Annotated in this window: 14 protein-coding genes; 6 read left to right on the plus strand and 8 right to left on the minus strand. The window is 72.8% G+C overall.

The genetic code is table 11. The features are described 5' to 3' along the window. Window positions 1-52: 52 nt before the first annotated feature. Entirely contained in the window at window positions 53-1,231 is a 1,179-nt protein-coding gene (locus E1265_RS20670; protein WP_243740975.1) for a PP2C family protein-serine/threonine phosphatase, read from the minus strand. Window positions 1,232-1,303: 72 nt separating this feature from the next. Between E1265_RS20670 and recO the strand changes: the two genes are divergently transcribed. The 3 genes from recO (at window position 1,304) to E1265_RS20685 (ending at window position 4,600) form a co-directional block, all read left to right on the plus strand. Further along, entirely contained in the window at window positions 1,304-2,053 is a 750-nt protein-coding gene (gene recO, locus E1265_RS20675; protein WP_132932101.1) for a DNA repair protein RecO, read from the plus strand. A 51-nt stretch (window positions 2,054-2,104) separates the two neighbouring features. Then, window positions 2,105-2,929 carry an isoprenyl transferase gene (locus E1265_RS20680; RefSeq protein WP_132932103.1) on the plus strand — a complete coding sequence of 275 codons (825 nt, stop codon included), beginning with the start codon at window positions 2,105-2,107 and terminating at the stop codon, window positions 2,927-2,929. A gap of 87 nt (window positions 2,930-3,016) precedes the next feature. After that, window positions 3,017-4,600 (plus strand): hypothetical protein, encoded by a 1,584-nt coding sequence (locus tag E1265_RS20685; RefSeq protein WP_132932105.1) that lies wholly within the window; start codon window positions 3,017-3,019, stop codon window positions 4,598-4,600. 37 nt (window positions 4,601-4,637) lie between these two features. Here the strand turns inward: E1265_RS20685 and E1265_RS20690 are convergent, their stop codons facing one another. From E1265_RS20690 to E1265_RS20705, 4 genes are all read right to left on the minus strand, one after another. Beyond that, a complete protein-coding gene (locus E1265_RS20690; protein ID WP_132932107.1) occupies window positions 4,638-5,060 on the minus strand; it encodes a Fur family transcriptional regulator in 423 nt (140 codons plus the stop codon). 72 nt (window positions 5,061-5,132) lie between these two features. Next, window positions 5,133-6,008 carry a metal ABC transporter permease gene (locus E1265_RS20695; RefSeq protein WP_132932108.1) on the minus strand — a complete coding sequence of 292 codons (876 nt, stop codon included), beginning with the start codon at window positions 6,006-6,008 and terminating at the stop codon, window positions 5,133-5,135. After that, on the minus strand, window positions 6,008-6,781 hold the full coding sequence (locus E1265_RS20700) for a metal ABC transporter ATP-binding protein (RefSeq protein ID WP_132932110.1): 774 nt from the start codon (window positions 6,779-6,781) through the stop codon (window positions 6,008-6,010). The genes E1265_RS20695 and E1265_RS20700 overlap by 1 nt, the downstream gene beginning before the upstream one ends. A gap of 14 nt (window positions 6,782-6,795) precedes the next feature. Then, window positions 6,796-7,839, minus strand: a complete 1,044-nt coding sequence (locus tag E1265_RS20705) for a metal ABC transporter substrate-binding protein (protein ID WP_243740976.1) — start codon at window positions 7,837-7,839, stop codon at window positions 6,796-6,798. Window positions 7,840-8,027: 188 nt separating this feature from the next. Here E1265_RS20705 and E1265_RS20710 point away from each other — a divergent pair, with 188 nt between their 5' ends. Continuing rightward, window positions 8,028-9,410 carry a glycine--tRNA ligase gene (locus E1265_RS20710; protein WP_132932114.1) on the plus strand — a complete coding sequence of 461 codons (1,383 nt, stop codon included), beginning with the start codon at window positions 8,028-8,030 and terminating at the stop codon, window positions 9,408-9,410. Window positions 9,411-10,111: 701 nt separating this feature from the next. Here the strand turns inward: E1265_RS20710 and E1265_RS20720 are convergent. From E1265_RS20720 to E1265_RS20730, 3 genes are read right to left on the minus strand one after another with little or no spacing between them, the layout of a single operon-like run. Beyond that, a complete protein-coding gene (locus E1265_RS20720) occupies window positions 10,112-10,693 on the minus strand; it encodes a TetR/AcrR family transcriptional regulator (protein ID WP_132932116.1) in 582 nt (193 codons plus the stop codon). 34 nt (window positions 10,694-10,727) lie between these two features. Then, on the minus strand, window positions 10,728-11,780 hold the full coding sequence (locus E1265_RS20725) for an aldo/keto reductase (RefSeq protein WP_132932118.1): 1,053 nt from the start codon (window positions 11,778-11,780) through the stop codon (window positions 10,728-10,730). 41 nt (window positions 11,781-11,821) lie between these two features. After that, on the minus strand, window positions 11,822-13,231 hold the full coding sequence (locus E1265_RS20730; protein ID WP_243740978.1) for an MFS transporter: 1,410 nt from the start codon (window positions 13,229-13,231) through the stop codon (window positions 11,822-11,824). Window positions 13,232-13,363: 132 nt separating this feature from the next. Here E1265_RS20730 and E1265_RS20735 point away from each other — a divergent pair, with 132 nt between their 5' ends. Together E1265_RS20735 and dusB are read left to right on the plus strand one after the other, a co-directional pair. Then, window positions 13,364-14,260, plus strand: a complete 897-nt coding sequence (locus E1265_RS20735) for a helix-turn-helix transcriptional regulator (protein ID WP_132932122.1) — start codon at window positions 13,364-13,366, stop codon at window positions 14,258-14,260. 29 nt (window positions 14,261-14,289) lie between these two features. Further along, window positions 14,290-15,462, plus strand: a complete 1,173-nt coding sequence (gene dusB / locus E1265_RS20740) for a tRNA dihydrouridine synthase DusB (protein WP_132932123.1) — start codon at window positions 14,290-14,292, stop codon at window positions 15,460-15,462. Window positions 15,463-15,594: the final 132 nt, after the last annotated feature.

The following is a 15,594-nucleotide window of genomic DNA, read 5'->3' on the forward strand; positions in this document are numbered from 1 at the left end:
GGCGCGGAGCGCGACAAGGGGCGGGTGGGTGGAGGAGGACCCCCGGCCGGGGTCAGGCGTGGCGGACCGCCAGGATCGCCGTGTCGTCGGCCAGCGGCCCACCCGTGTGGCGCCGCACCGCCCGCTCCACGAGCGCCACGAGACGGTCCGGCGAGGACGCCGCCTCGGCGACCCGCGCCGTCAGGTGCTCCGCCAGCGGCAGGAACTCCCCGGCCCGGTCGCGGGCCTCCGTGACGCCGTCCGTGACCAGCAGCAACGTCTCGCCCCTTTCGAACGGCACCCGCAGCACCGGCGGCAGCCCGACCGACGGCGCGCCCTCGCCCCCCGCGTCGGAGATCCCGGAGAGCGCCGTCAGGCCGAGCGGCGCCCCGCTGCCCTCCGGCAGCTGCCGGACGCCGTCCCGGCCGATGACCAGCGGCCCGGCGTGGCCGAAGTTCACCAGCTCGACCCAGCCCGTCTCCACCGCGGGAAACCCGACCAAGATCGCCGTGGCGAGGCGGTCCTCCCGCTGGCCGAGCCGGGCCGCGTACTCGTTCTCCCGCCGCATCCGGTCCTCGAGCCGCTCCGCGACCGTGGCCAGCAGCCCCTCGTGGTGGCCGGCCTCCCGGAACGTGCCGAGCAGCGCGGCGGCCGCGTCCACCGCCGAGGTGCCCTTGCCCTGCACGTCGCCGAGCAGCACCCGGGTGCCGTGCGGCGACGGCTGGACGTCGAAGAAGTCGCCGCCGACCTGAGCGGCGCTGTCGGCGGCGAGGTAGGCGTTGGCGGTCCGCAGGCCGCCGGTCAGCGGCGGGATCGGCCGCAGCACCGCGAGCCGCGTCGCCTCGGCGGCGTTCTCCACGCTCATCAGGTGGCGGTGGGCGCGGCCGCGCAGCCAGCGGGACAGGACGCCGAGCGCCGCGCCCGCCACCACCAGCGCGAAGTCGCCGACGCCCATCTGGTTCTGGTGCTCCCAGGAGAGGTCGAGGAGCACGTAGGCCGTCGGGGCGAGGACCGCGAAGATCACCGTGGTCAGCATTCCGCCGGTGGCCGAGGCGACGATCGGCACCGCCGCGAGCCAGGTCACCACCCGGAAGTCGCCCGACGCGTTCCAGTCGGCGGCCGCGATGACGAGCAGCAGCGCCGAGGGCAGCAGCCAGGACACGTCCCAGCGGCCGATTCGCAGCGTCGGTTCGCCGGTGAACAGGGGCCGGCCCTGCCACCGGGAGGAGGAACCGGGCCCGTCGGGTCTCACACCTCCCACGATCACGGAAGCCGGCCGCCCCCGCACGGCGGCCGCGCCCGGCCGGTGGGCGAGAATGGCGGCATGAGCCTGTTCCGCGACGACGGCATCGTGCTGCGCACCCAGAAGCTGGGTGAGGCGGACCGGATCATCACCATGCTCACCCGGGGGCAGGGCCGGGTGCGCGCGGTCGCGCGGGGCGTGCGCCGTACCAAGTCGAAGTTCGGCGCGCGCCTGGAGCCCTTCTCGCACGTCGACGTGCAGTTCTACGCGCGGGGGAGTGCGCTGGTCGGCCGTTCGCTGCCGCTGTGCACGCAGGCCGAGACCATCGCCCCCTACGGCCGGCACATCGTGTCCGACTACGCCCGGTACACGGCGGGCACGGCGATGCTGGAGACGGCGGAGCGGTTCACGGACCACGAGGGCGAGCCCAACGTCCAGCAGTACCTGCTGCTGGTCGGCGGCCTGCGCACGCTGGCCGCCGGGGCGCACGCCCCCGGGCTCGTGCTCGACGCCTTCCTGCTCCGCTCGTTGGCGGTCGGCGGCTACGCGCCGAGCTTCGAGGACTGCGCGAAGTGCGGCCTCCCCGGGCCGAATCGGTTCTTCTCGCTGGCCGCCGGGGGCTCGGTGTGCGGCGACTGCCGGGTGCCGGGCAGCGTGGTGCCCTCGCCCGAGGCGCTGCGGCTGCTCGGGGCGCTGCTCACCGGGGACTGGGAGACGGCCGACCGGGCCGAGGCCCGCCACGTGCGGGAGGGCAGCGGGCTCGTCTCGGCCTATCTGCACTGGCATCTGGAGCGGGGGCTGCGGTCGCTGAGATTCGTGGAGAAGGGCTGAGCGGCGATACCCTCGGCTGCCAGGATCGCACCGACGTTACGGAGTCCCCCTATGGCTGCCCGCGGAATCCTGTCGTCCAGGCGGCGTCGCGAGTACCGCGCCCCCGACCCGCATCCGTCCGGCGCCCAGCCGCCCAAGCTGCCGGGCGAGCTGATCCCGCGGCACGTGGCCGTGGTGATGGACGGGAACGGCCGTTGGGCCAAGCAGCGCGGCCTGCCCCGCACCGAGGGGCACAAGCGGGGCGAGGCGGTGGTCCTCGACGTGGTCAAGGGCTGCCTCGAGCTGGGGATCAGCAACCTGTCGCTGTACGCCTTCTCCACGGAGAACTGGAAGCGTTCCCCGGACGAGGTGCGCTTCCTGATGGGCTTCAACCGGGACGTCATCGACCGCCGCACCGACGAGCTGGACGCGATGGGCGTGCGCATCAGGTGGGCGGGGCGCGAGCCGCGGCTGTGGAAGTCGGTGGTCCGCAAGCTCCAGTACGCCGAGGAGCGCACCAGGGACAACGACGCGATGACGCTGTACATGTGCGTCAACTACGGCGGGCGCGCCGAGATCGCGGACGCGGCGGCCCGGCTCGCCGAGGACGTGCGGGCCGGCCGGATATCGCCGGAGAAGGTCAACGAGCGCACGCTCGGCCAGTACCTGTACTTCCCCGACATGCCGGACGTGGACCTGTTCCTGCGGCCGTCGGGCGAGCAGCGCACGTCCAACTACCTGATCTGGCAGAGCGCCTACGCGGAGATGGTCTACCAGGACGTGCTCTGGCCGGACTTCGACCGGCGGAACCTGTGGGACGCGTGCGTCGAGTACGCCTCGCGGGACCGGCGGTTCGGCGGCGCGGTGCCCAACGAGATGCCCGCCCAGGCGCGGTGACACAGAGCCCCGTGGGGCTACTGATCCTGTTGCGTTCATGTCACGCTGGGTTCGTCCGTACTCGATGCTGTTCTCGAGAGGCGAACCTTGACTCGACGATTCTCGCGAAGACGACGGTCGCGCGGCGCGGCGGCCGTGCTGACCGCCGCCCTGCTCCTCCCGCTCGCCGTGCTCGTCTCGGGCCCGGCCCCCTCCGCCGCCGCGGCGCCGGCCCACGACCCGGCACCCGGCGGCGAGCGCTGGCAGCGGCAGGAACCACTGGCCGAGGCCGGCACCCTCAGCCCCCGCCAGCGTGAGCTGGCCGCGCTCGCCTTCCCCGGGGCCGGCGCTCCGGCGTCCGCCGGCGAGTTCACCCTCACCGCGGGCAGCGACCTCAGCGGCCGCATAGCCGACCTGACCGCCGCGCTGCCCCGGCAGGGCGTGCAGAACCTGCTGGCCCAGGCCAACCGCACGCTGAGCGCCGGCGGCGCCTGCGCCGACCCGTTCGGCGCCGGCGACGCGACCTCGCCGAGCGACCCGACCCCCAAGCCGCCGCTCGAACCGGACGCGGTCCGCTGCTTCGACGAGGACGACTCGCTCGGCCAGGAGTGGATACCCCAGGGGCTGACCGGGGTCTCCGACGCCCAGCAGGACGAGGCGTGGGGGACGGCCACCGGGACGCTCCTGACCGGCTGGTACGACAGCTACAACCCCGGGCGCGACTCGGCGGGGAACTGCTCGTCCTCGACCTCGGGACTCTGCTTCGAGAAGGGCGTGAGGGTGACCTTCGTGGACCCCGCCGCAGGCCGCTACCGGCACGTCCTGCTGGTGTGGCCGTACCACGACTCGGGCGGGAACATCACCTACGAGCCCATCCACTCCAGCGGCGGCCAGACCGGCATCCACGCCGGCGGCATGGTCTGGTACGGCAACTACCTCTACGTCGCCGACACCTACAACGGCATCCGCGTCTTCGACATGCGGTACATCTTCGACCTCAACCCCGACCAGGACGCCGCCACCAATGACCGCACGCCGGACGGCCTCAGCAGCGATGTGCGGGACGGCCGGCGGGTGGGCCGGCAGAACAATGTCTGGTACGGCCACGGCTACCGCTACGTGATGCCGCAGGTGGCCACCTGGCGGTACACCGCCACCCAGTACAACGACGGCTCGGCCTGCGTCGACGTCGGCGCCCCCAAGGCGTCCTACCTCTCCCTCGACCGCGGCGGCGTCGACCACCTGGTAGTGGGGGAGTACTGCTCGACCACCACCACCCAGCCGTCCACCGGCCGAGTGGGCGCCTGGCCGATCGCCGAACTCGAACGCCGTACCGGCACCGTGGCGGCCACGGCCGGCTCGACCTGGTTCCTGCCCGTGCACCAGGCGCAGGGCGTGGCGCGCCACGAGGGCCGGTACTACGTCAACCAGAGCCACCGCTACAGCAACGGCAGCCTGTGGCGGGCCACCGTCACCGGCGGCCGGCTCGGCCTTCAGGGCGGCGAGATCCGCACCGCCGTGGGCCCCGAGGACTTCTACGTCCAACACGGCGCGACGACCGGGAATCCGCCCCGCCTGTGGTCGGTCTCCGAACACCGCGCCGACATCGACGACCCCTCGTGCCGCAACAGCACCCCCTGCGGGCGCGTCCTCTACGCGCATCGACTCGACGCCGTCCGCAGTCAGCCCTGACGGCCACCGGACGGGACGCCGCCGCCGGTCGCCCGGCTCAGCCGCGCGACCGCGCGGCGGCGCAGTCGCCGCAGGTTCCGAAGATCTCCACGGTGTGACGGACGTCGACGAAGCCGTGCTCCTGCGCGACGGTGTCCGCCCACTTCTCCACCGCCGGGCCCTCCACCTCCACGGCCTTGCCGCAGGACCGGCAGACCAGATGGTGGTGGTGGTCGTCGGTGCTGCACCTGCGGTAGACGGACTCGCCGTCGCTGGTGCGCAGGACATCGACCTCGCCCGCGTCGGCGAGCGACTGGAGGGTGCGGTAGACGGTGGTCAGGCCGACCGAGGCGCCCCGGTGCTTGAGCATGTCGTGCAGCTCCTGGGCGCTGCGAAACTCGTCGACCTCTGCGAGCGCGGCGGCGACCGCCGCCCGCTGACGCGTCGAACGGCCACGCACCGGCGGTCCTGACGTCTCCACGAGTCCTCCCTGGGTCGGCGTGCGGTTGCCCTCACCGGTCCTGCGTGGCCAGGGTAGCCGCTTTCCCGGGGCTCACGGACGGGCGGCCGGCACGGTCCCCGGCGCCGGCGCCTGCGCGGGGAGTGCGCGCCGGGCGCGCCGCCTGGCCAGCGGCAACGCGAGCAGCGCGGCCAACGCGAAGAGCCCCAGCGCGATCAGCACGATGGTCGCGCCCGGCGGCACGTCGGCGTAGTACGAGGTGACCGTGCCGGACACCGACACGAGGACGCCGAAGCCGATCGCCGCCGCCAGCGTCGTCGCGAAGCCCCTGGTGGCCTGCTGGGCGGCCACCACCGGGATCACCATCAGCGCGCTGACCAGCAGCAGCCCCACCACCCGCATGGCCACGGTCACCGTCGCGGCCGCGGTGACGGCCAGCAGCAGGTTGAGCGCCCGCACCGGCAGCCCGGTCACCCGGGCGAACTCCTCGTCCTGGCAGACCGCGAACAGCTGGCGGCGCAGCCCGAGCGAGATCAGCAGCACGAAGGCGGAGAGCCACAGGATGGCGGTGATGTCCTCGGGCGCGACGGTGGTGACCGAGCCCCACAGGTAGGAGGTGAGGTTGGCGGTCGAGCCGCCGGGCGCCAGATTGATGATCATGACGCCGCCGGCCATGCCGCCGTAGAACAGCATGGCGAGCGCGATGTCGCCGCGCGCCCGTCCCGAGGAGCGCAGCAGCTCCATGCCGACCGCGCCGAGGGCCGAGACGGCCACCGCCATCCACACCGGGTTCGTGTTGAACAGAAAGCCGAGCGCCACGCCGGTCAGCGCCACGTGCCCGATGCCGTCGCCCATCAGCGCCTGCCGGCGCTGCACCAGGTAGATCCCGACGGCCGGCGCGGCGGCGCCGATCAGCAGGGCGGCCAACAGCGCGCGCTGCATGAAGGGGTAGTCGAGGACTTCGAACATCACAGGATCCCGGTCTGGAGCGCGGACGTCTCTGGCACGTCGTGGGACGCGTGGGGGTGGCAGGCCGGCTCCTCGGGCAGCACCGCGTCCGCCCCACCGCCGCCGGGGCGGTCCACGGTGCGCTCGACGCGGCCGTGCGCCAACACCACGGCCCGGTCGATCAGGGGCCGTAGGGGGCCCAGCTCGTGCAGCACGAGCAGCACCGCCGCCCCGCCGGCGAGCTGGCCGCGCAGCGTCTCGGCCAGCACGGCCTGGCTGGCCAGGTCGACGCCGGCCAGCGGCTCGTCCATCACCAGCAGCTCGGGCTCGCCGGCCAGCGCCCGGGCGATCAGCACCCGCTGGTGCTGGCCGCCGGAGAGCGCGTACACCGAGTCCCCCGCTCGGTCGGTGAGACCGACCAGGTCGATCGCCCGGTCGACGGCGGCCCGGTCGGCCCGGCCGAGCGGGCGCAGCCCGCGCCTCGCCAGCCGGCCGGACGAGACGACCTCGCGCACGGTGGCGGGCACCCCGCCGGCGGCCGTGGAGCGCTGCGGCACGTAGCCGAGGCGCCGCCAGTCGCGGAAGCGGTGCACGGGGGTGCCGAACAGGGTGAGCGCGCCGCCGGTGACCGGCACCTGGCCCACCGTGGCCCGCACGGCGGTGGACTTGCCCGAGCCGTTGGCGCCGAGCAGCGCCACCACCTCGCCGGGCCGCACGGTCAGGTCGACGCCGCGCAGCACGGGCCGACCGCCGAGCTCGGCGGTCACCCCGGTCAGGGATATGACGGGCTCCATGGCCTTTCGTCTCCTCAGCGCGCGCCCAGTGCCTGCTGGAGGGCCGCGAGGTTGGCGCGCATCACCTCGAGGTAGTCAGCGCCGGGGGAGTCGTCCGTGATTCCCTCGACCGGATCGAGCACGGCCGTCTCGAGCCCGAGGTCGTCGGCGAGGGTGCGTGCGGTCTCGTCGCTGACCAGCGTCTCGAAGAAGACCGTGGTCACGCCGTCCTCGCGGGCGATCTCCTGCAGGTCGCGCATCCGGGCGGCGCTCGGCTCGCTCTCGGGGTCGAGCCCCGTGATGGCCTCCTCGCGCAGCTCGTAGCGCTCGGCGAGGTAGCCGAAGGCGGCGTGGGTGGTGATGAAGGTCCGGTTCGGCACGTCGGCCAGGCCGGCGGCGAACTCATCGTCCAGCGCCTGGAGTTCGCCGACGAGCTGCTCGGCGTTCCGCTCGTAGTCGGCGGCGTTGTCCGGGTCGGCCTCGGCCAGCGCCTCGCCGACGCCCTGGGCCACCTCGGCGTAGCGCACCGGGTCGAGCCAGATGTGCGGGTCGCCGCCCTCGTGGTCGTGCCCGTCGCCCTCCTCGGCGTGGCCCTCCTCGGCGTGCTCGTCCTCGGCGTGCTCGTCCTCGGCGTGCTCGTCCTCGGCGTGCTCCTCGCCGTCCACCTCGTCCCCGTGGGTCTCGAGCGTGGTGAAGGAGGTGGCCTCGGCGACGTGCGCCACGCCCGACTGCTCGACGGCCTCGTCGACGGCCGGCTGGAGGCCGCGCAGGTAGACCACCAGGTCCGCCTCGCTGAGCCGCGCGGTCTCCCGGGGGCTCAGGTCGAGGTCGTGCGGCTCGACGCCCGGCTCGGTGAGCGTGGAGACGGAGACGTGGTCCCCGCCGATGCGCTCGGCCAGGAACTCCATGGGGTAGAACGACGCGACCACGTCGAGGCCGCCGCCCTCGCCGCCACCGCCCCCCGCGTCGTCACCCGAGCCGCAGGCGGACAACGCCAGCAGGCCGAGGGCCGCGACGCCGGCGAGCGGCATTCGGGATATTCGGGAACGGGAACGACGGGCGCGAGGACTTGCGGTCATGACAGCCATTTTCAAGTTATATGGAAACCATTGTCAACTGATGATGCCGGGATGTGACCGCCGCCTCGCCCGCCCCGCCGGGCCCAAGCCGCCCTTCTCTCGCAGCCCCTTACCGATTTGCTGCGGCCCCCTCGACGGCCGGTAACCTGAGGCAATTCCATCTCGTCCTTCGTCCCGAAGAGAGCACCGTGGCCGCCGACAAGATCGACACCATCGTCAGCCTCAGCAAGCGCCGTGGCTTCGTCTATCCCTGCAGCGAGATTTACGGCGGTCAGCGCGCCGCCTGGGACTACGGACCGCTCGGCGTCGAACTGAAGGAGAACGTCAAGCGGCAGTGGTGGCGGGCCATGGTCACCTCTCGCGACGACGTCGTCGGCATCGACTCCTCGGTCATCCTGGCCACCGAGGTCTGGGAGGCGTCGGGCCACGTCGCGACCTTCACCGACCCGCTGACCGAGTGCACCTCCTGCCACAAGCGCTTCCGCGCCGACCACCTGGAGGAGGCGTACGAGGCGAAGCACGGCCACGTTCCGGCCAACGGCCTGGCCGATATCAACTGCCCCAACTGCGGCAACAAGGGCGGCTTCACCGAGCCCAAGCAGTTCTCCGGGTTGCTCGCCACCCACCTCGGCCCCACCCAGGACACCGGCTCGGTCGCCTACCTGCGCCCCGAGACCGCCCAGGGCATCTTCACCAACTTCGCCCAGGTGCAGCAGACCTCGCGCCGCAAGCCGCCCTTCGGCATCGCGCAGATGGGCAAGTCCTTCCGGAACGAGATCACCCCGGGCAACTTCATCTTCCGCACCCGCGAGTTCGAGCAGATGGAGATGGAGTTCTTCGTCAAGCCCGGCGAGGACGAGCAGTGGCACGGCTACTGGATGGAGCAGCGCTGGAACTGGTACCGCGACCTCGGCCTCTCCGAGGAGAACATGCGCTGGTACGAGCACCCCAAGGAGAAGCTCTCCCACTACTCCAAGCGCACCGCCGACATCGAGTACCGCTTCAACTTCGGCGGCTCCGAGTGGGGTGAGCTGGAGGGCGTGGCCAACCGCACCGACTACGACCTCACCGCCCACTCCAAGGCCTCGGGCCAGGACCTGAGCTACTTCGACCAGGAGGCCGGCGAGCGCTGGACCCCCTACGTCATCGAGCCGGCAGCCGGCGTCGGCCGCACCATGCTGGCCTTCATGCTCGACGCCTACCGCGAGGACGAGGCCCCCAACGCCAAGGGCAAGATGGAGAAGCGGGTCGTTATGGCCCTCGACCCTCGCCTCGCCCCCGTCAAGGTCGCCGTCCTCCCGCTCTCCCGCAACCCGCAGCTCTCCCCGAAGGCCAAGGACCTGGCCGCGGCGCTGCGCAGGCACTGGAACATCGAGTTCGACGACGCGGGCGCGATCGGCCGCCGCTACCGCCGCCAGGACGAGATCGGCACCCCCTTCTGCGTCACCGTCGACTTCGACACCCTCGAGGACAACGCGGTGACCGTGCGCGAGCGCGACTCCATGAAGCAGGAGCGCGTCTCCCTCGACCAGGTCGAGTCCTACCTGGCCGGCCGCCTCATCGGCTGCTGACGTTCGTCTCCTCCGCCGTGATTGGGGGCGCGGGCCCGGGCCCGCGCCCCCAACGCGTGCGCTACGCCTCCCAGTCAGCCGTGTCGAGCTCGCACTCGAACGGCGCGGGGATGTCGACCTTGTCGCCGAACTTGATCTCGGTGTGCCGCTCGTAACCCTTCTCACCGGGCTTGGAATACACGGTGACGGTCGCCCGCTCCATGTCACGAGCACGTAGACGGGAACGCCGCCCTTGCCGTAGTACTCGACCTTGTCCGCGCGGTCGTAGTGCGCCGTGGCATGCGACGTGAGCTCTGCGACGAGCGACAGCGCCTCTCCGGGGAGATAGATGGTGTCGACGTTGGTCGCTTCGGCGTCGGACACATGCAGGTTCGGACCGACCGCCTTGCTCTGTCCGGGGAAGGCGAACAGGTAGGGCGCGGTGTCGATGACGTGCCCCTCCGGCTCGTGCCCGGACAACTGCCGCGTCATGCTCCGCAGAATGGGCCGGTAGGTGCCCTTGGACCACGGCGACAAGGTGATGCCCCCCTGATGATCTCCGCCCGGTAGCCATCGGGCACGTTGAGCTCTTCCAGCACGTCGCACAGCTCCTCGAACTGTGTGCGCTGAGGGGGCTGCATGGTTTTCGGTCGCTCCATCACCTTCGTCGCGATGCGCCTCCTTCGGCGGCTTATCCAGTAGTACGCACAGTGTATGGGTGACTACTGACAGCCCCGGATGACGAGGTCGCGCAGCGCCGTGAAGTCCGCCTCGGCCGTCGGGCCGGCCCAGTAGTCGGCGTACGACGGCTTGTGGAAGGGGGAGGTCGCCTGGAAGACGGCGCGGGCCAGCGTGGCGGAGTCCGGCGGGCCAGGCGCGAAGACGCCCTCGGCCCTGCCGTCCTCGACGATCCGGGTGAGCTGGCCGACCAGCTCGGCCACGTGCTCGGCGACCGCCTCGCTCACCTCGGACGCCAACACCTGGTAGGTGGCGAACAGCTCGGGATCGTCGAACGCCTTGCGCCGCTTGGCGTGGAACAGCACCGTGAGCCAGTCGGCCATCCGCCGCGCGGCCGGCCCGGGCCCCGCCGCCAGCGGCTCCAACAGGGTCGTGGTCTGGTCGAGCCACCGCCTGGTGACGGCCTCGCGCAGCGCCGTCTTGGTGCGGAAGTGCCGGTAGACCGAGCCGTGGCTGACCCCGAGGGCCCGCGCCACGTCCACCACGGTGGCCTTCGCCGGCCCGTAGCGCCGCAGCACGTCCTCGGTGGCCGCCAGGATGCGCTCGGGGGTCAGCGCCTCGGTCATCCCGTCATCCCCCTATCCGCGCGCCGCTCGCTCGCTACTTCTCGCTGTCCAGCATGGCCATCTGCGCCGCGGCGTACCGCTCGCCCGCCGCGGCGTCCGCCGGCACGGCGCGCTCGATCGCGGCCAGATCGCCCGCGTCGAGGGTAACGTCAAGCGCGCCGAGCGCCTCACCGAGCCGCTCCCTGGTGCGGGCCCCGACCAGCGGCACGATGTCCTCGCCCCGGGCAAGCACCCACGCGATGGCCAGCTGCGCCACGCTCACCCCGTGACCGTCCGCGATCTCCCGGAGCGTCTCCACCAGGGCGAGGTTGTGCTGGAGGTTCTCGCCGCTGAAGCGCGGGCTGTGGCTGCGGAAGTCGTTGGCGGCCGTGGAGCGGTCCGCCGTCCAGTGGCCGCTGATCAGGCCGCGGGAGAGGACGCCGTAGGCGGTGACGCCGACGCCGAGCTCCCGGAGCGCCGGCAGGATCTCGCGTTCGATGCCGCGCGAGATCAGCGAGTACTCGATCTGCAGGTCGGCGATGGGCGCCGTGGCGGCGGCCCGGCGGACGGTGTCGGCGCCGACCTCCGACAGGCCGATGTACCGCACGTGCCCGGCGTCCACCAGCTCCTTGATCGCGCCCACCGTCTCCTCGACGGGCACCGCCGGGTCGAGGCGGGCTAGCCGGTAGACGTCGATGTGGTCGACGCCGAGCCGCTGGAGCGAGTAGGCGGCGAAGTTCTTCACCGCCGTCGGGCGGCCGTCGATCCCGAAGAACTCGCCCTCGGGGCCGCGCAGAGCGCCGAACTTGACGCTGGTCAGCGCCCGCTCCCGGGCCGCGGCGGGGGCGGTGCGCAGCGCATCGGCGATCAGCAGCTCGTTGTGGCCCATGCCGTAGAAGTCGCCGGTGTCCAGCAGGGTGACGCCGGCGTCGAGGGCGGCGTGGATGGTGCCGATCGACTCGTCCCGGTCGGCGGGCCCGTAGAGCGCGGACATGCCCATGCAGCCGAGGCCGAGCGCGGAGACCTCCGGGCCCGCCGCCCCGAGACGGCGGACCGGAAGCGTCGATGAGGAGAGAGAGGAGGAAGAGAGAGCGGAGGAAGACGTCATAGGGCGAGCGTCGCACAACGGATAACAGATTTCAATATTTGTCATCCGTTCGGCAGTCGAGGGCTGAGGGCCAACACCGCCAGCACCGCCGCCAACTGGGCGCACAGCGTCGCCGTGAGCGCGTCGCCCATGCCCGCCGAGTCCACCAGCGCCAGGAACAGCGCGCCGAGCAGCGCCACGCCGAGCGCGATCCCGGACTGGGTGGCCGTCGTCAGCACCCCGCCCGCGACGCCCGCCCGCTCGGCCGGCACATCGGCCAGCACCAGGCGCATCAACGTGGGCATCTGCAGTCCCTGACCGAAGCCGGAGACCAGCAGCCCGGGCGTCAGGGCCAGGAGGCCGAGATCCGGCCAGCCGACCCACACGGTCAGCGCCAGCACGCCGATGCCCACCGCCTGGGCCGCCGCCCCGGCCGTCACCACCAGGCGCGCGCCGCCGGGTCGCGCGGCCAGCCGCGGCCCGAGCAGCGAGGCCACCAGGAACGCCACCGCGTACGGCGCCAGCGCCACGCCCGCCCGTACCGGGCTGAACGCGAGACCGTCCTGGAACGCCACCGCCATCGCGAACATAAAGCCGCCGAAGCCCGCCACGCACAGCGCCAGCAGCGGCAGCGCGCGCCGCATCCCCGCGAGCCGCAGCAGGCTGGGCGGCACCAGTGGCACCCGGGCCCATGACCGCTCGGCCCGCCGCTCGACCACGAAGAACGCCACCGCCGCGGCCGGCGCCACCGCCAGCGACACCCAGGTCCACAGCGGCCACCCGGTCGCCCGCCCCTCGGTCAACGGCAACAGCAGAGAAACCAGCGCCACCGTGAGCAGCACCGTGCCCGGCACGTCGACCGTCGCCGGACGCTCCGTCCTGGTCTCGGGCACCCGCCGCGCGAGCCACAGGCCGGCCAGCACCACCGGCACGTTGAGCAGGAAGACCAGCCGCCAGCCGGTGCCCGCCAGATCGGCCCAGACCAGCAGCCCGCCCAGGATCTGGCCGGTCACCATGGCGAGCCCGGCCGCCGCGCCGAACACGCTCATCGCCCGCGCCCGCCGCTCGCCCGTCATGGTGGCCTGGATGGTGGCCAGGGTCTGCGGAGCCATCAGCGCCGCGGTCGCCGCCTGGGCGACCCGCGCCGCCACCAGGGACCAGGCGTCGGGCGCGAGGCCACAGGCCAGCGAGGTCAGGCCGAAGCCGGCGAGTCCCACCATGAAGAGCCGGCGCCGTCCGAAGGTGTCCCCGAGCCGGCCGCCGAGCACCAGCAGCACGGCGTACCCGACGCCGTAGCCGGCCACCACCAGCTCCAGCAACGCCGGGCCGGCGTTCAGGTCGCGGTCGATCGTCGGCAGGGCGACGTTGACGATGAAGAAGTCGAGTTGCGGCAGGGCGGTGCCGAGCAGCACGATGAGGAGGCCGAGCGTGCTGAGCGAGCTCGGCCGCGGCGCCGGGGTGGCCGGCCGCACCCGGGGTGGTTGCGTTGTCGTGTGTTGCGTCACACCCCCAGGCTGCGCCCGCCCTGAGACTGGTACCAGAGCGTTCTTATCCTGGTATCCCCACCAACTGGACACGGCCTCGGCCGGTGGCATCCTGGGACTATGGCCACCGCCCAGGACACCACGCAGGCCCCCGCGCCGCCGGCGAACGACTCCGCTGTCCGCCGCCGCGAGCTCGCCGCCTTCCTGCGCAGCCGCCGCGAGCGGATCGCCCCCGAGCGCGTCGGGCTCTCCCGGGGCAGGCGCCGCCGCACCCCCGGGCTGCGCCGCGAGGAGGTCGCCCAGCTCGCCAGCGTCGGCGTCACCTGGTACACGTGGCTCGAACAGGCCCGCGACATCCAGGTCTCGGCGGGTGTGCTGGACGCCATCGCCCGCACCCTGCTGCTCGACGCCAACGAGCGCGCCCACCTCTACACCCTCGCCGGCGTTCCCGACCCGATGCCGGGCACCGAGCCCGACACCGTGCCGCCCTCGCTCCGCGAGATGCTCCACCAGCTCGAACCCATCCCCGCCTGCGTGCAGAACGGCCGCTACGACCTGCTCGCCTACAACCGCGTGTACGGCCGGCTGCTGTGCGACCTGGACGAGCTGGCGCCCGAGGACCACAACTGCATGTGGCTGGCGTTCACCAACCCCGACTGGTACTCGGCGCTGGTCGACCGGGACGAGACGATCCGGCTGATGACCGCCAACTTCCGCGCCGCCATGGCCGAGCACATCGCGGAGCCGGCCTGGAAGACCATGCTCAGGCGGCTGCAGCGCGCGTCCCCCGAGTTCCGCGAGCTGTGGGAGCGGCACGAGGTGCTGCAGGGCGTGAGCCCCAAGGTCAAGCGGTTCCACAACGCCCGCGTGGGGCTGCTCCACCTGGACAGCACCCGACTGTGGCTGGCCCCGCAGAGCGGCGCCCGGCTCGTCGCCTACGTCCCCGCGGACGAGGAGTCCCGGGAGCGCCTGCACCGCCTCCATGCCGAGGTCGTCGGCGACGAGGCGGCCGGCTGATGGCGCGCCCGGTGCGGGAGAATGGCGGGATGACGCTCCAGATCGGCCCGCACGTGGTGGACCCGCCCGTGGTGCTCGCGCCCATGGCCGGCATCACCAACGCGCCCTTCCGTTCGCTGTGCCGCGAGTTCGCCGGTGGGCGTGGGCTCTTCGTCAGCGAGATGATCACCAGCCGGGCGCTGGTGGAGCGCAACGACAAGACCATGCGGCTGATCCACTTCGACGGTTCGGAGAAGCCGCGCTCGATCCAGCTCTACGGCGTCGACCCGGAGACGGTCGGCCGGGCGGTCCGCATGATCGCCGAGGAGGACCTGGCCGACCACGTCGACCTCAACTTCGGTTGCCCGGTCCCCAAGGTCACCCGGCGCGGCGGCGGCTCGGCGCTGCCGTACAAGCGCCCGCTGCTGCGGGCCATCCTGCGGGCCGCGGTCGGCAACGCGGGCGGCCTCCCGGTCACCATGAAGATGCGCAAGGGCATCGACGACGACCACCTCACCTACCTGGACGCCGGCCGGATCGCGGTGGAGGAGGGCGTGACCGCCATCGCCCTGCACGGCAGGACGGCCGCCCAGCACTACGGTGGCACGGCCGACTGGTCGGCCATCGCCCGGCTCAAGGAGGCGGTGCCGGAGATCCCCGTGCTGGGCAACGGCGACATCTGGTCGGCGGACGACGCGGTGCGGATGATGCGTGAGACCGGCTGCGACGGCGTGGTCGTCGGCCGCGGCTGCCTGGGCCGCCCGTGGCTCTTCGCCGACCTCGTCGCGGCGCTCGCGTCCGACGGCGCGGACGGCGCGGACGGCGCGGACGGCGCCGGTGGCGCCGGTGGAGCGCCCGCCCGGCCGGCGCTCCGCGAGGTCGCCGACGTCATGCTGCGGCACGCGCGGCTGTTGGGCGAGTGGCTGGGCGACGAGTCGCGCGGCGTCATCGACTTCCGCAAGCACGTCGCCTGGTACACGAAGGGCTTCTCGGTCGGCGCGACCCTGCGCAACCGGCTGGCCGTCACCGCCTCGCTCGCGGAACTCTCGGACCTGCTAGGCGAGTTGGACCTCGACCAGCCGTGGCCCGCCGGCGCGGACGGCCCGCGGGGTCGCACCTCGGCGAAGAACCGCGTCGCCCTCCCCGACGGCTGGCTCGCCGACCCCTGGGACGGGACGACGTCCGTCGACTGCGAAGCGGAATCCGCCACGTCGGGCGGCTGACCGCGCTGTCGCTACGCGCTCGGCGTAGGCCACGGCCGCAAGGCCCGGGTCACCGGCACGCTCCGCGCGCCCGGCGCCCGGCGCCCGGGCCTTGCGGCCGTGCCGCGTGCCGCGCGGAGCGCGAGAAGGGGG

Origin of the sequence: Streptomyces sp. 8K308, assembly GCF_004348315.1 — a bacterium.
Lineage (GTDB): Bacteria > Actinomycetota > Actinomycetes > Streptomycetales > Streptomycetaceae > Streptomyces.

Coding starts and splice junctions, on each gene's coding strand:
- recO (WP_132932101.1), top strand. CDS start 1,304: ATGAGCCTGTTCCGCGACGACGGCATCGTGCTGCGCACCCAGAAGCTG.
- E1265_RS20680 (WP_132932103.1), top strand. CDS start 2,105: ATGGCTGCCCGCGGAATCCTGTCGTCCAGGCGGCGTCGCGAGTACCGC.
- E1265_RS20695 (WP_132932108.1), bottom strand. CDS start 6,008: ATGTTCGAAGTCCTCGACTACCCCTTCATGCAGCGCGCGCTGTTGGCC.
- E1265_RS20700 (WP_132932110.1), bottom strand. CDS start 6,781: ATGGAGCCCGTCATATCCCTGACCGGGGTGACCGCCGAGCTCGGCGGT.
- E1265_RS20705 (WP_243740976.1), bottom strand. CDS start 7,839: ATGACCGCAAGTCCTCGCGCCCGTCGTTCCCGTTCCCGAATATCCCGA.
- E1265_RS20720 (WP_132932116.1), bottom strand. CDS start 10,693: ATGACCGAGGCGCTGACCCCCGAGCGCATCCTGGCGGCCACCGAGGAC.
- E1265_RS20725 (WP_132932118.1), bottom strand. CDS start 11,780: ATGACGTCTTCCTCCGCTCTCTCTTCCTCCTCTCTCTCCTCATCGACG.
- E1265_RS20735 (WP_132932122.1), top strand. CDS start 13,364: ATGGCCACCGCCCAGGACACCACGCAGGCCCCCGCGCCGCCGGCGAAC.
- dusB (WP_132932123.1), top strand. CDS start 14,290: ATGACGCTCCAGATCGGCCCGCACGTGGTGGACCCGCCCGTGGTGCTC.